Raw genomic sequence first — 14,698 nt, 5'->3', positions numbered from 1 at the left:
TAAACCACTTAAATAAAGTCCTTTGGCAAAGACAATGTCTGATGCTTCAACGCTGTTTTAGTATCAGACGTTGAATGGTTTTCTAAATGGGGTAACTGTAGCCAGTGTGTCGTTGGATAATATTGCTGTAGATGGTTCTGTAAAAACTCAATCGTGCTATCGGCTATCTCGGCATCAGTATTATCGGTATCATCATGTATATGATTATAAATGACAGTATGAACCTGTAAGCCGCGCTGGGTAATAGCTTCGAGACTAAGTAAGGTATGATTGATACTACCTAAGCGACCCGAAGTAACTAAAAGAATCGGATAGCCTTGAGCAGCAATGTAGTCCAAGACGAATAACTGCTCAGTAATGGGCACTAGCAGTCCACCTGCGCCTTCTAATAACACTACTTCATAATCAGCTTGCAAGCTTTTTGTAGCGCTCGTAATAACCTCAGGATCGAGTGTTTGTTTGGATAGTCTACTCGCAAGATGCGGTGAAGCAGGTTTTTTATAACGATAAGGACAAGTAGTAAAATCCAAATCACACGGCTGTAGCGGTATGTCCATTAACGCGCGGTGCGTGATAATATCATCAGCAATACCCATTTCACCGGTCATTGGATTGACACTAACGCCCGTTTGGACCAGTTTTTGAGTGATAACGCTTGTGCCTTGCTGCATTAAGGCTTTTGCAAGCATACCTGTGGCATAGGTTTTGCCAATATCGGTATCGATACCAGAGATGAATAGCACGCTCATAGCGGAACTCTATCGGTCGTAGAAATTTGACCTAAGTAAGCAGTGACAACGGTTAGTAATGACTGGCATAACGTTACCAGCTCATCCTCAGTGATGATGTAAGGAGGCATAATATAGACCAACTTACCAAAGGGTCTGACCCAAATACCATTTTCAATCAGCAATGTTTGAAAGGTCGGCATATCAACGGCTTCTTGCAGCTCAATCACTGCTACCGCACCCAAACAACGCACCTCAGCAACACCATTTAACATAGCAGCTGGAGCAAGTTGCTGTTCCATGACAGATTGCATATTGGCTGTACGCGCTTCAATATCATAGGACAGTATTAAATCAATGGACGCGCACGCCACTGCACATGCCAGCGGATTACCCATAAAGGTTGGGCCATGCATCAGAGCTGGATAATCGCTTTGGCTAATGGTATCAGCAATATGGCGCGTACATAAAGTCGCGGCAAAGGTCATATAGCCGCCAGTCAAGGCTTTACCAATCGTCATGATATCAGGGCTAATATCGGCATGCTCGCAAGCAAACAGCTTGCCACTACGCCCAAAACCAGTGGCGATTTCATCAGCAATCAGCAGCACCTCATGCTCATCACATAGCTGACGTAACAGTTGCAGATATTCAGGACTATAGAAACGCATGCCACCAGCGCCTTGGATAATCGGCTCGATAATAAAGCCTGCCAGCTTATCGCTATACTCATCAAAAAACGTTGTCAGTGCGGTGCGTTCTTCTAACGTTAAAATGCGCTCAAACCCTAATGGTGGTGCTGGCACAAAATGCTGCATCGGTAATTGTTTGCCATACAAGCTGTGCATACCATTGACAGGGTCGCAAACACTCATCGCGTGCCACGTGTCGCCATAATAACCAGAGTGTGTTGAGACAAACTGGCATTTCTGTGGACGCTTGGCGGCAATCTGATATTGCAATGCCATCTTAAGCGCAACTTCTACCGCAATACTGCCGCTGTCCGCATAGAAAATCGCATCAAGTCCAGTAGGCACAATATCGAGCAGTTTTTTGCCTAAATCTATCGCTGGCTGATGCGTCAAACCACCAAACATGACATGCGCCATTTTGCCTAACTGCTCAATCATCGCCGCATTTAGTTTGGGATGATTATAGCCATGTGCACTCGCCCACCACGACGACATACCATCGATCAGGCGCGTACCATCTTGGGTAATGATATAAATACCCTCAGCACGATCAATAACGATATTGGGATAAGTCGGTGGTAGGCTGGCATACGGGTGCCAAAGGTGCTGCTGGTCAAAGTCGCTCGTTATCTGGCTTGCATTTATCGTCATTACATTGTCCCTAAAGCGCTTTAAATCCAGATGTTATCAATAGTATATGAGTCACTTATTGACCAGTAATGCGTTTGTATTTAGACATCAAATCACTTTCAGTTTCGACATGGTTAGGATCATGAGGAATACAGTCAACCGGACAAATAACCACGCATTGCGGCTCATCGAAATGACCGACGCATTCCGTGCATAAATCAGGATCGATGACATAGATATCATCGCCTTCTGAGATGGCTTCGTTTGGGCAGGCAGGCTCGCACACATCACAATTGATGCATTCATCAGTAATTAATAGCGCCATAAACTGCTCCTTATTGTTTATTATTAGCCTATATGCTGTAGCTATGAGCTTATTAAAGGACTAGCTGTATTTAATAGACAGTTTTTTTGTAAAAGCCTGTGCCACACACGGAGGGACAAATTTATTGACATCGCCGCCAAGTCTGGCAATTTCGCGAATCATCGTCGACGAGATAAATGAATAGTTCTGAGAAGGGGTCAAAAACACCGCTTCAAAGTTTTCATCGAGCTCGCGATTCATATTAGCGAGCTGAAACTCATATTCAAAATCCGACATCGCCCGTAGACCACGCAATACCGCAGTGGCGTTTTTTTCACGCATAAAATCTACTAGTAAGCCTTCGAAACCAATGACCGAAACTTGGGGTAAATCTTCAAACACGGTCTCTACTAAAGTGACGCGCTCTTCAAAATTAAATAACGGTTTTTTATGATGCCCTGAGGCAACGGCGATGACGACCTCATCAAACAGCTTGGTTGCACGCTTGACCAAGTCCACATGACCATTGGTAATCGGGTCAAAAGTGCCAGGATATAAAATTTTGGTGTGCAGCTTTGAGGAATTAGAAGTAATAGAGTGGCTCATAACATGGCTAATATAGTCGGTAATATTACGCCATATGCTAGCAAATTTTGCCCGAACTTAATACTTATCTGCTACATTTGTCCTAACAGCTGACTTACATTTTTGTGAGGTGCTTTGCTACAATAGGCGGTTCGACTCATCCGTCTTATCATTCGCATATAAGATAATCCAATTAAACGGGTTAGGATGAGGAATTAGTAGGACTGGTCAGATAAGAACACGATACTTTTAAGTGATTCTTATGGAGAAATTATGTCAAAAAAATCAAAAAAACCGGAAAATCAAATTTGTGCGAACAAAAAAGCTCGACACGAGTATTTCATTGAAGAAACGTTTGAGGCAGGATTGTCGTTACAAGGTTGGGAAGTCAAAGCCATTCGCGCGGGCAAAATGACCATTACCGAAGCTTATATCATCTTCCGTAATAACGAGGCTTTCATATTTGGCGCGCATATTCAGCCGCTACTATCCAGCTCAACGCATGTCAGTCCTGATAGTATCCGTACTCGCAAACTGCTGCTCAATCGCCGCGAAATCGAAAAATTGATGGGTGCAGTCAACCAAAAAGGCTATGCCTGCGTGCCATTATCCTGCTATTGGAAAAACTCGCTGGTGAAATGTCAAATTGGCTTAGCATTGGGTAAAAAGCAGCATGACAAACGCAAAACGCTTAAAGATCGTGATTGGGAACGTGATAAGCAACGTGGCTTTAAACAGCATTTAGATTAATGAACGAATGAAATGATTCACTTTAATCTAAGGTAAAAAGGACGGCTCGATTAATTGAGCCGTCCTTTTTTATCGCTTATCCATATTGTCAATCGTAGCTTTTACGCAACTTGTTTTTTGACCGAAGACGATAAGTTTTTGCGAGCGCGGCGCAGTTGGCGAATGCCATGAGTAACCAAACAAGCAATACCCAGCCAAATCAAGCCATAGCTATAAATCATCGCTGATTCAAACGGGTTGCCCAACATGGTGATGGCCAGTATAAACAATAATGCAGGCTCCAAATAACTCATCATACCGTAGACATTTACCGGCAGCATTTGACTGGCATCCACGTTGGTTTTCATGGCTAACACACTCATGACACCCAGACCTGCCAGCATCATGATAAAAAAACCAGAGCCGCTAACGAGTATTAAACTACTAGGTGCTATCAAAAACAAATAAGCCAAAGCAAATGGTGCGAATATCGTCAAATCGACCAATAATCCAGTCACAGCACCGATTCCTTGCAGACGACGCAAGATATAATAAATAGGATACGTACCGCAGACCCAAAGCGTTGCCCAAGAGATACTTTGCGTACGGATAATTTCACTGCCGACCCCTAATGCGGCAAAGCCAACCGCCAACCATTGTAGACGGCTTAACTTTTCGCCAAAAAAGACGCAGCCAAATATAACCATCATTAGTGGGAATAAGAAATAACCCATCGCGGTTTGTACACCTTGCCCATTCACGGGTGCCCACATAAATAACCAAAACTGGCTTAAGAATATCGGCGTTGGTAATAACAACCACACCCATTGCTTCACAGTACCTAGCGCTTTTAACTTATCAATATGAACACCTAAGCGCCCACTAATCAGCAAATATCCTATCAGTGCCGCCCACATCGCGAGCATACGCCAGATAAAGACTTGCGTACCTGATAATGGCGTTAAAAAGCTGCTGTAAGCATAAAGTACGCCAAACAACAAATTCGACAGCACGGCTAACGCTACGCCTAACATTAATGTGCGCTGCTGTGCGCTACCTGCTGTCCAAATAGTAGGCAGTGGCAAGCGTGAAACAGTCGTTGCGAGCGTATTTGCAAAGACAGTAGAAAGGATTGAAGTAGACATAAAAGCACCGTACATTTAAATAGATATTAGGAGACCAGCTATTAGCTTTGATTTGTCATGACTAAGCTTTTTTGAGCTCTAGGCTCTGATTGCTAAGCTTTGATTGTTGATCTTGATTAACAGCATCTATTTTACGAATTAACGATGAGATATTATTGCTATAACAACCCATTTATAAATAAATTTATCTTTTTGAACACTCAAAACTGAATATTTTCTTATATTTTAATTTATGGTGATAATAATGATAAGAACGGATAATGAAAGCATTTCATAGAAGGGAGAACATAATGAGCCAAATTTTAGATGATATCGATAAAGCGATTTTAAATTTGCTACAGGACGATGCGACCTTGCCATTGAAAACGGTGGCAGAACAAGTGCATGTGTCTATCGCTACTGCCCAGCGCCGTATCCAAGCATTAATCAGCAACGGCGTGATTACTAAGCAGGTCGCTATCGTTGACCCAAACAAGGTGGGTTACGGACTGACTGCGGTGGTGATGATAGAGATGGCGCGATCTAATACCTCGATGCAGCATCGGTTTGAGCGCTTGATGAATACACAGCCACAGGTCATGAGCTGCTATGAAGTGTCAGGTGATGCGGATTTTATGTTGATGGTCAATGCCAAAAATATGAGCGATTACCATCGATTCACGACGGGTTTGCTGACCTATGAGAATAATGTGCGCAACTTTAAAAGCCAATTTGTGATGAATTTCACTAAAAGTGGTACAAAGATTTTATTGGATTAGCAATCTCGACAAGCATTGGTTTATTGAGTTAATTAAAAGTAGCTAAGTCGCGGTCAAACAAGTTACGATACCAACGAAAGTTTGGCAATAAATAATAGATACCACCTCAATAGTCCGTCGGTAGTAGACAAGGAAGCCTTAGCATGATTAAAAACACCCGTGCCATTAAAAAAGAAGAAAGTAATAATCCAGCATTAAAAGCATTAAGCTTCAAAACAGTGATAACAGGAGCGTCACTCGCGGCATTGCTCGTCAGCTCAGGCTGTGCAACCAGTTCATTGTTAGGAGACAACAAACATATCAGCACCATAACGACTAAGAGTGTGTTGTCTGAAGATCAAATTGTGGCTTTTGGTCGTCCTGCACAGACATTACCAAAAACGCCAAATGCGACAATGGTAATCGTCGGTGAAAAGAACAGCTATGTGCTGACCCAAGGCGGGACGGAAATGGTCAATTTACTCACCAATCTGACGCCAAAGAACATTCAAGTCGATAATGACATGAGCTTTTCTGTGCCCAATAATGACGGCTATTTTCAAGGAGAAATGAAGCTTTCTTACGCCAAACTAAAAGATGAGTTTAAACGTTCTGATTACCAGTTCTTTTTACAAAATAATGGTCGCGAATGCACCTCCGCCAGTGATCAGCGTATCCAAGCTCAGCGCTTTTGCTTTAGCGTTCCTGTCAAAGGCGCTATCTATCCGCAGGTCAGTAATTTAAGCCTGATACAGTCGAACTATCGCGCCTTAACCAAGCCTTATATGGTTAGCTTTCATACAGAAACACAGCAAGACCAAGTCATTCGTAGTGGCGCAAATACGGCGCAAAAATTGGTCTTATTACCCTTTGCCCTAGCCTTTGATGTTGTGACTTTCCCACTGCAATTGTTAGACAATTAAAAAACTTGTCAGCCAATGCATTGATTACTTCCTGACTCATACTGAAACATAATCTAGAGCAAGAATGGTTCTGCATTTCCCAAAACCATTCTTGTTGATAGGCTGATAGATTGTCTTACACTATCAATAACTTATCGCCAATCGCCCATCATAGAATAGGTCGCATAGTGAAGGCGATTCATGTTAAAATGAGCGCTTTTAAATTCGCCTTTATTATCAGTGAGTAATAAGGGACGTATTTTTAGTGCCAATTTTCTAATTAACAGGTCCGCCCATGTCTGCCGATACCATTGCCCGCACTGCCTTTAAGCAAGGCACCAAGCCACTTTATAATTATGACAAACATTGGGCGAGCTGCTACGAGCCTGCGCCTTATCTACCGATGAGCCGTAAAGAGATGGACGATCTGGGCTGGGATGCTTGTGACGTCATCATCATCTCAGGTGATGCCTACGTCGATCATCCAAGCTTTGGTATGGCGATTATCGGTCGTCTATTAGAGTCGCAAGGCTTCCGTGTTGGTATCATTGCTCAGCCAGATTGGAAGAGCAAAGACGCCTTTATGGAACTGGGTAAGCCTGTCTATGCCTATGGCGTGACGGCGGGTAACATGGACAGCATGATCAACCGCTACACGGCAGATCGTAAAATCCGTAGCGATGATGCTTACTCACCAGGTAATGTCGCTAATAAACGTCCCGACCGTGCTGCTATCGTTTATAGCCAGCGCTGCCGCGAAGCTTATCCTGATGTGCCGATTATCCTAGGCGGTATTGAAGGCAGCTTACGCCGTATCGCGCATTATGACTATTGGTCAGACAAAGTCCGTCGTAGTATTTTGCTGGATGCCCGTGCTGACGTCTTATTGTATGGTAATGCTGAACGCGCTATCGTCGATGTGGTACATGGTCTGTCTAAAGGCTATAGCTTTGAGCAAATGAGTAAATTGCGTGGTACGTCATATCTATTGACGCCAACACGCCGCCATTGGCAAGCTGGCATGACCGAAGTTGCCAGTAATGATGTCGATACCGTCGGCCGTGTCGATCCTATTATTAATCCATATGTGATGACTGAAGATATCGATAGCTGCTCAATCGAGCAAGACAAACCTAGCGACTCACCCGTTGGTCAAGCCATGACTGGAATGTCTGCTCAGTATCAAGGCTTTGTCGCGGAACCTGTCACCAATAAAGTCATCAACGCTGAACAAGTCGATGAAGAAACGCAAGTGGTACAACTGCGTGGTTTTAATAAGCCCATGACGGCGCGTAAACATAAACTCAAAATGCCACCGCGCGAGCAGACTGTCATCCGTCTGCCTGACTATGAGCACGTCAAATCTGACCCTGTGCTTTATGCCCATGCCAGCCGTATTTTGCATCTGGAAACCAATCCAGGGAACGCTCGTGCGCTGGTACAGCGTCATAGTAGCGGTGCTGGTAACTCGCACACTTCGATTGACGTTTGGCTGAATCCACCACCGATTCCACTCTCAACCGAAGAGATGGATTACGTGTTTGACTTGCCGTATGCCCGCCTGCCACATCCAAGCTATGGCGATGCGCGCATCCCTGCTTATGACATGATTAAGTTTTCGGTCAATATCATGCGCGGTTGCTTTGGTGGTTGTACATTCTGCTCGATCACTGAACACGAAGGCCGCATTATTCAAAGCCGCTCAGAAGACTCTATCTTGCGTGAAGTGGAAGCGATTCGTGATACTGCACCTAACTTTACTGGCGTAATATCTGACCTTGGTGGCCCAACGGCTAATATGTATCGTCTCAGCTGTAAAGATGAAACCATTGAAAAGAACTGCCGCAAGCCTTCTTGCGTCTATCCTGATGTCTGCGAAAACTTGATTACCGATCACAGTAATTTAACCAAGCTGTATCGCAAAGCGCGTGATATCAAAGGCGTGAAAAAAATCCTTATTGCCTCAGGTCTGCGTTATGACTTGGCAGTAAAAGACCCTGAATACGTCAAAGAATTGGTCAGTCATCATGTCGGTGGTTATCTAAAAATCGCCCCTGAGCACTCTGAAGAAGGCGTGCTATCGAAGATGATGAAGCCGGGCATGGGCAGCTATGATAAATTCAAAGCCATGTTTGAGCAGTACAGCCAAGAAGCGGGTAAAGAGCAATATCTGATTCCTTACTTTATTGCCGCGCATCCGGGCACGAAAGATGAAGATATGATGAACCTTGCGCTTTGGCTAAAAAGTCATGGCTACCGTGCTGACCAAGTGCAGGCATTTTATCCAAGCCCGATGGCGACAGCGACCACCATGTATCACACCCATAAAGATCCGCTACATAAGGTCAGTCGTGATGAAGGTGACATGGATATTGTCAAGTCTGGCAAGCAGCGTAAATTACACAAAGCTTTCTTGCGCTTCCATGATCCAAAAAACTGGGTGATGTTGCGTAAAGCATTGCAAGATATGGGTCGTAGCGATTTGATTGGTAAAAATCGTGGTTGCTTAATCCCACCATTTAACGCCAGCTTAGAAGGTCGCGATGCCGCACAAGACAGTTATCAATCGGCGCGCAAAAAGAACAGCCGCTTAGGTAATGATTCGGTGAAGCGCAGCAATGGCTCAACCAATAACAATGTCGTTAGTAAGAATACCAAAAAGAAAGTAAGCAAAGGTAATTTCCAGACACAGCATACGGGTCTGCCACCACGCAAAACTAAGTAATTAATTCCGCTGACCAAACTTATAAAGTAAGCTTGGTCAGCGACAGCTTAGGTATCCTTATCAATAAAAATCGCCCACCGGCTCTCAAGCTGGTGGGCGATTTTTATTTGCCTAGCCAACTGTGAGTATCTAACTCGTCCCATAAATGACTTACTATCCGAATAACGTACCACTTAAATTAGAAATTACATTAGTCATCGGTTAAGCAAGAAAGCTAATAGGTAACAAACAATTTCTAACATTGTGCTGACTGTATTTTCGCTACTATGGCGCCATATGCTTAACGCATTATTAAGAACAGTTAAATGAATCAAGTTAATACTTTGGAGAAAACGATGAAAACGATAACTAAAATTGTCACTGCCCTACCAGCCCTTGCCCTACTGAGTGCTTGCGCCACTACTGCACCGACTACCCCAGATGCCATTGATACACCTGCTCCAGAAAAAGTGACAGCTGCTTATGATCGTATGGCATCAGCGCCTTATACTTGTACTGATGACAGCAAAATCATGGCAAAGCAGTCTATCAATAAAAAACAAGTGATGCTAAACGCAACCTTGCCTAAAGCAAATTGGGCAGATCAACCAATCATCTTAAATGGTGAGGTAAAAGGCGATGTAGCAAGTTACGTCAATGAATCAAATCCAGAAGCTGTCTATGCATGGCACATGAAAGGCGACAAAGGTATTTTTGCCATCAAATGGGCAAATGGTAAAGAATACCAAGTGAACTGCCAAATATAATCAGTAGCCACAAGCAAAAGCTATCACAAGTAGTAAATAAATAAGCGAAAAAACAGTCATCCTATGGTGGCTGTTTTTTTGTGCGCATTTTTTAAGAATATGCCAGTTGCTTCGATATTTTTATATTCAATATTTTTACAACAGGCGCTCGTTTGCTGCATTTCGCTAGAGAACCCTACAGAAAGCTGTCAAACTAGGGCATATTAATCATGATCAATAATAAAAAGGATAACTCGATGGCTAAGCGTCTGATAAGTATGATGGTAATTGCAACGGCAAGTATATGGGCGCTGACAGGCTGCAATAACGCTGCCGATTCTGTTGATGCCACCGACCAAACCCCTGAGGCAGCGGCGACAGCAGCAGATTCATCGACGCCAAAAGGCGAACCATCAGTCGATACGATAGACTGGTCGATCATGGACAGTGGTGAAAAGCCTGCTGACCCTACCAATTACAAATACCCGTTTGCCATCGATAGCCAAAATGTCCGTGATTATGCGGATTACTTCAAAGTGGACGCTGCGACTGCTCAACACAACCTCACAATAAGTATGGCAAGTAACGAGGCACTATCGAAAGCCTTGGATCAGCTGAGTGAGACCTATGTCTCACATGAGGTAACCGATGGCAATGAGATGACGCTTATCATTCATACCACGCCCGATGTCGCTGCCAGCAGCTACGATTATGTGCTGTCTGATGACTTTGCTAAAGGATTGGTATTACCAATTGAGATTAAGCCTGATAGTAAGAAAAGTGATGTGAAGGCGCATGGGGAGATGGTGGAGTAATTTAATTTGTAGGCTCGATTAACATATGCATACTAACGTAAAAAACTTGAGATAGAATTTTTATCTTTTAATAGCATTGGTATTAACCTCTGTTCTAATCGTATATTTCATGGGTTATTACCAATGTTATATTTATTCTAAAATAATATTATTATCAAGATAAAAGTTTACTGGTACAATGCCGAGCTACAACTCTCTCAATAGGATGGTGTACTATACCTTCTAAAAATCTTTTTGATTTACTACATTCTTTTGAGAGATAAACTGCGGAACATATCAAATCAGGTCTATAAGCTTCTGGAGCCAACTCCCAGCTTTTTGCAATTAAGCTAAATGGTAGTTCGCCTAGCTTTGAAAGAATCTTAAATCCTTCAGTTCGCTCTAACCAATGTGAATATTGATTTTCACAATTGCTTAAAATCTTAAGCTTAGTTTCAGGCTTCAAACACTCTACACATTCTAACATTACCCTATATATCCAAGCTTTCTGCCATACTGTTAAAAACAATTCTGAGTTAATAATATCTTCTACCTGCAGAGCAACTCTTTCTGGATAATTAGATTCCAAAGCTAATAGGTAATTACATACTAACTCTGTTTTCTCTGGAAATTTAGCTATTAGAGTTGAACAGTATTCTATTGCTTCTTCTGATTTTCCAGCAGACAGTCTAAGAAGCGACATCTTTATTTGAACATGAAACCTATCTTTTGAGAGAGGTGCATCTCCATCAGGCAAACCTATTATTGTTTCATTAAAAAGATTTCTTGCTACCTCTATTTCATCTGGCTGAAGATGCTCTCTCATTTTTTCTATTACATCTTCTAACGTTATTGATCCATGATAAAATAAGTCCCATTTCATTTGTTCATCTAGCTTGGCATCATCCATTGTTTTTTCGAGAGCTTCGTTATCTTCACTCAATCCCTTGACTTTATCTTCATAGAGTTTTTCTGTTATTTTTTCATATACTTTGCTTATCTCATCTAAATGATTTCTATAGCTTTCAGACTTTTTTATTGTGCATTTAGAAGAGTTTAGAACTAATCCTATTTTTCTAAGTTCATTCTCCGACATTGCAATTGATTGACGAGCTAAAGATAAGTTTTCGACACTCATCCTTATGTCATCCCCATGTCGCCAGTAGTTAAAGCCAGATCTAAGCATTGCTGCATCAACAGACTGAAGATATAGCGTAGCTAAAGTATCAGAAGCGAAAACTCCTTGTGGCAGACCTCTATTCGAATCCATAATTTTATTTAAAAACAACTTTATTGCTAAACCGACCTGTTGTTCACCTGTAATTTCCACTATTTTATCTTCTAGAATAGAATGATCAATTGAATCATAAAATGCTGTAACATCTATATTGACTATGTATTCCTCACCTGATAACAGAGGTGCTTTCTCAAACTCACCCCACCTTTTCTTTACGTACTCTGCCCTAGGCCACTTCACATAATCATCACTTATTAGTTTTTTTTCAATCGAAGATTTTATTGAACTCACTAAAGCTTCATACATTATCCTGTCTGATAGCGTTAATAGTGCAGCAGGTCTTGTAGTAAATCCTGGCTTTGGAACAGGAACAAAAGAGGCAATAGAAGGAGTATAAGTACCATCATCAATTTTCTTCTCAAGATAAGCACCAAATTCCTTAGCTAGCTCTCCTCCAACCTTGTCTTCGAATCTTGATGGTAACAAATCATTAGGTCTAGATGCGTCAGAAACAGCCTCTAATAAATTCAACCTGCTTTTGAGCTCTTTAAATAATGCATTCATACATTTACTCATTCCTATTAATTAGATTTACATACTATTATTCATCAGAGTTTAAAGCTTTTATAGCAGAAAATCTGAATGAAAAGGATATTATTCTCAATTTACCCTACTCCCCAACCAACTCTAAAAACTCTTCCTCACCCACGATTTTCACACCCAGTTTCTCCGCTTTGGTTAGTTTAGAGCCAGCTTTATCCCCTGCCAACAGCGCAGTGGTTTTTGATGAGATACTGCCCGATACTTTTGCGCCTAACGCTTGCAGTTTGGCCTTAGCTTCATCACGTGCCATTTTTTCAAGCGCACCCGTAATCACCCACGTCTGCCCATCAAGTGGTAAGTCTCCAGCAGCTTTTTGCTCGACCTTATTCCAATGGACGCCAGCCTCGCGTAATGCAGTGATGACTTCGATATTGTGTGGCGCACGGAAAAACTCGTAAGCCAGCTCGGCAGTGATGGTGCCAACGTCAGGGGTTTTAATCAGGGTTTCGATACTGGCTGCCATCAGGCTATTGAGGTCACCAAATTGCTGAGCAAAGTTTTGCGCCGTGCCCTCACCCACACCGCGAATACCAAGTGCGTAAATAAAGCGAGACAGTGTTGTGTGCTTGCTAGCTTCGATAGCGCTGAGGATGTTTTGTACCGATTTTTCACCCAATTTTTCTAGTGTGACCAGCTCGTCCGTATGATTGTGCAGTTGATAGATATCAGCGACGGTCTTGACCAATCCATGCTCAAAGAAGCTAATGAGCCAACTCGCGCCAAGCCCATCGATATCCATCGCACGACGCGAGACAAAGTGAATCAACGCTTCTTGCTGCTGTGCGGGACAAAAGAGGCCGCCCGTACAGCGTGCCAAAGCCTCATCTTTTGGCAGGACGACAGGAGAGTCGCAGACAGGACAGGTAGACGGCAGCGTCACTGGCTTTGAGTCTGCTGAGCGCTGGTCCTGCCAAACGCGGGTGACTTTAGGGATGACATCACCAGCACGGTGGACGCTGACCATATCGCCTGCACGCACATCTAAACGCTGAATCTCACCAAAGTTATGTAGAGTGACATTACTAACCGTGACGCCGCCGACTTTGACGGGTTCGAGCTTACCCACTGGGGTAATCGCGCCGGTACGTCCGACTTGCCATTCGATATCGTTTAGACGTGTCATCACCGTTTCGGCAGGGAATTTATAAGCGGTAGCCCAGCGTGGCTCACGTGATAGAAACCCAAGCTGCTGCTGCAATGACAGGTTATTCACCTTAATCACCATGCCATCGATTTCAAACGGCAAACTGGCACGGCTCTCAATCACAGACTCATAGTAAGTCTGTGCCGCGCGTGGGTTTGCGACCACTTCTACCGCACTGACGGTAAAGCCAATGGTTTTTAGCCAAGCCAAGCCTGCTGATTGGGTTTCGATGGTTTCAGGCAATCCCTGATTGATAGAGTAAGCATAGAATGCCAGTGGGCGACTGGCTGCTATAGCTGGATCTAACTGACGTAAGCTACCCGCAGCGGCATTACGTGGATTGGCAAAGGTTTTATTTTCGCTCTCTTCTGCTAAACGATTGAGACGATCAAAACCTGCCTTGGGCATCAGTACTTCACCGCGCACTTCTAACAACTCGATGTCAGCAGCATCCGCGAGCCAAAGTGGCAAGTTGCGAATGGTCTTGGTGTTTTGCGTAATATCCTCGCCCGTTTGCCCATCACCGCGCGTGACGGCTTGCACAAATTTGCCATGCTCGTATTTTAGCGACACGGCCAATCCATCAAGCTTTAGCTCCATTTCATACTCAGGATTTTTTTGCGCGTCATTTAGACGGTCATTGACACGGCGCATAAAGGTATGTAATTCGTCATAGTCAAAAACATTGCCCAGTGACAGCATGGGGATGTCATGAGTGACTTGGGTAAAGGCAGATAGCGGCATATCACCGACTTGATTAATCGGACTGTCTGGCTGTACCAACTCAGGATGCGACTCTTCTAACGTGACCAAGGAACGACGCAACTGATCGTATTCGCTGTCCTCTAAGATGGGATTGTCGAGCACATAATAGGCATAATTGTGCTGCTTAAGAGCATCGATAAACGTGCGCATTTGGATGACGATATTATCGCCAGTATCATGAGCCGCATTTTTATTGGTTTCAGTTTGAGCAGTGATCGGTAAGATAGAGTCAGTCATAGTCGGCGTCTTTTCT

Annotated in this window: 13 protein-coding genes; 6 read left to right on the top strand and 7 right to left on the bottom strand. The window is 43.3% G+C overall.

Annotated elements, in window-relative coordinates:
- Positions 1–8: 8 nt before the first annotated feature.
- Genes bioD through coaD form a run of 4 tightly spaced genes read right to left on the bottom strand, consistent with a single transcriptional unit; the run spans position 9 to position 2,960 of the window.
- Complete coding sequence (gene bioD / locus J5X94_RS09900) at positions 9–749, bottom strand: dethiobiotin synthase (RefSeq protein WP_210541143.1); 741 nt, start codon at positions 747–749, stop codon at positions 9–11.
- Complete coding sequence (gene bioA, locus J5X94_RS09895) at positions 746–2,071, bottom strand: adenosylmethionine--8-amino-7-oxononanoate transaminase (protein ID WP_210541142.1); 1,326 nt, start codon at positions 2,069–2,071, stop codon at positions 746–748. Before bioA ends, bioD begins: the two co-directional genes overlap by 4 nt.
- Positions 2,072–2,126: 55 nt before the next feature.
- A complete protein-coding gene (locus tag J5X94_RS09890) occupies positions 2,127–2,375 on the bottom strand; it encodes a YfhL family 4Fe-4S dicluster ferredoxin (RefSeq protein ID WP_025651626.1) in 249 nt (82 codons plus the stop codon).
- A 60-nt stretch (positions 2,376–2,435) separates the two neighbouring features.
- Entirely contained in the window at positions 2,436–2,960 is a 525-nt protein-coding gene (gene coaD / locus J5X94_RS09885; protein ID WP_210541141.1) for a pantetheine-phosphate adenylyltransferase, read from the bottom strand.
- A gap of 252 nt (positions 2,961–3,212) precedes the next feature.
- On the opposite strand from coaD, the gene smpB reads away from it, so the two are divergent.
- Positions 3,213–3,689, top strand: coding sequence for an SsrA-binding protein SmpB (gene smpB, locus J5X94_RS09880; protein ID WP_010201796.1), 477 nt, complete (start codon positions 3,213–3,215; stop codon positions 3,687–3,689).
- A gap of 101 nt (positions 3,690–3,790) precedes the next feature.
- Here smpB and rarD read toward each other — a convergent pair whose 3' ends face one another.
- Complete coding sequence (gene rarD / locus J5X94_RS09875) at positions 3,791–4,813, bottom strand: EamA family transporter RarD (RefSeq protein ID WP_210541140.1); 1,023 nt, start codon at positions 4,811–4,813, stop codon at positions 3,791–3,793.
- 290 nt (positions 4,814–5,103) lie between these two features.
- Here rarD and J5X94_RS09870 point away from each other — a divergent pair, with 290 nt between their 5' ends.
- From J5X94_RS09870 to J5X94_RS09850, 5 genes are all read left to right on the top strand, one after another.
- Positions 5,104–5,571 (top strand): Lrp/AsnC family transcriptional regulator, encoded by a 468-nt coding sequence (locus J5X94_RS09870; RefSeq protein ID WP_189582755.1) that lies wholly within the window; start codon positions 5,104–5,106, stop codon positions 5,569–5,571.
- A gap of 143 nt (positions 5,572–5,714) precedes the next feature.
- The gene (locus tag J5X94_RS09865) at positions 5,715–6,473 is read left to right on the top strand and encodes a hypothetical protein (protein ID WP_210541139.1); all 759 of its coding nucleotides are present in this window, start codon (positions 5,715–5,717) and stop codon (positions 6,471–6,473) included.
- A 274-nt stretch (positions 6,474–6,747) separates the two neighbouring features.
- Entirely contained in the window at positions 6,748–9,177 is a 2,430-nt protein-coding gene (locus J5X94_RS09860) for a YgiQ family radical SAM protein (RefSeq protein ID WP_210541138.1), read from the top strand.
- A 335-nt stretch (positions 9,178–9,512) separates the two neighbouring features.
- Positions 9,513–9,923 carry a hypothetical protein gene (locus J5X94_RS09855; RefSeq protein WP_210541137.1) on the top strand — a complete coding sequence of 137 codons (411 nt, stop codon included), beginning with the start codon at positions 9,513–9,515 and terminating at the stop codon, positions 9,921–9,923.
- 236 nt (positions 9,924–10,159) lie between these two features.
- A complete protein-coding gene (locus tag J5X94_RS09850) occupies positions 10,160–10,717 on the top strand; it encodes a hypothetical protein (protein WP_210541136.1) in 558 nt (185 codons plus the stop codon).
- A gap of 154 nt (positions 10,718–10,871) precedes the next feature.
- On the opposite strand, the gene J5X94_RS09845 is transcribed toward J5X94_RS09850, so the two are convergent.
- Entirely contained in the window at positions 10,872–12,497 is a 1,626-nt protein-coding gene (locus J5X94_RS09845; RefSeq protein WP_210541135.1) for an RNA-directed DNA polymerase, read from the bottom strand.
- A gap of 106 nt (positions 12,498–12,603) precedes the next feature.
- Positions 12,604–14,682 carry an NAD-dependent DNA ligase LigA gene (gene ligA, locus J5X94_RS09840; protein ID WP_210541134.1) on the bottom strand — a complete coding sequence of 693 codons (2,079 nt, stop codon included), beginning with the start codon at positions 14,680–14,682 and terminating at the stop codon, positions 12,604–12,606.
- Between the last annotated feature and the right edge of the window lie 16 nt (positions 14,683–14,698).

The organism is Psychrobacter sp. K31L, assembly GCF_017942195.1.
Lineage (GTDB): Bacteria > Pseudomonadota > Gammaproteobacteria > Pseudomonadales > Moraxellaceae > Psychrobacter > Psychrobacter glaciei.
This window is presented reverse-complemented; position numbering and strand designations above follow the sequence as displayed.

Excerpts from the sequence above, each read along its gene's own strand:
- bioD (WP_210541143.1), bottom strand. The coding sequence starts at position 749 with ATGAGCGTGCTATTCATCTCTGGTATCGATACCGATATTGGCAAAACC.
- bioA (WP_210541142.1), bottom strand. The coding sequence starts at position 2,071 with ATGACGATAAATGCAAGCCAGATAACGAGCGACTTTGACCAGCAGCAC.
- J5X94_RS09890 (WP_025651626.1), bottom strand. The coding sequence starts at position 2,375 with ATGGCGCTATTAATTACTGATGAATGCATCAATTGTGATGTGTGCGAG.
- coaD (WP_210541141.1), bottom strand. The coding sequence starts at position 2,960 with ATGAGCCACTCTATTACTTCTAATTCCTCAAAGCTGCACACCAAAATT.
- smpB (WP_010201796.1), top strand. The coding sequence starts at position 3,213 with ATGTCAAAAAAATCAAAAAAACCGGAAAATCAAATTTGTGCGAACAAA.
- rarD (WP_210541140.1), bottom strand. The coding sequence starts at position 4,813 with ATGTCTACTTCAATCCTTTCTACTGTCTTTGCAAATACGCTCGCAACG.
- J5X94_RS09870 (WP_189582755.1), top strand. The coding sequence starts at position 5,104 with ATGAGCCAAATTTTAGATGATATCGATAAAGCGATTTTAAATTTGCTA.
- J5X94_RS09865 (WP_210541139.1), top strand. The coding sequence starts at position 5,715 with ATGATTAAAAACACCCGTGCCATTAAAAAAGAAGAAAGTAATAATCCA.
- J5X94_RS09860 (WP_210541138.1), top strand. The coding sequence starts at position 6,748 with ATGTCTGCCGATACCATTGCCCGCACTGCCTTTAAGCAAGGCACCAAG.
- J5X94_RS09855 (WP_210541137.1), top strand. The coding sequence starts at position 9,513 with ATGAAAACGATAACTAAAATTGTCACTGCCCTACCAGCCCTTGCCCTA.
- J5X94_RS09850 (WP_210541136.1), top strand. The coding sequence starts at position 10,160 with ATGGCTAAGCGTCTGATAAGTATGATGGTAATTGCAACGGCAAGTATA.
- J5X94_RS09845 (WP_210541135.1), bottom strand. The coding sequence starts at position 12,497 with ATGAATGCATTATTTAAAGAGCTCAAAAGCAGGTTGAATTTATTAGAG.
- ligA (WP_210541134.1), bottom strand. The coding sequence starts at position 14,682 with ATGACTGACTCTATCTTACCGATCACTGCTCAAACTGAAACCAATAAA.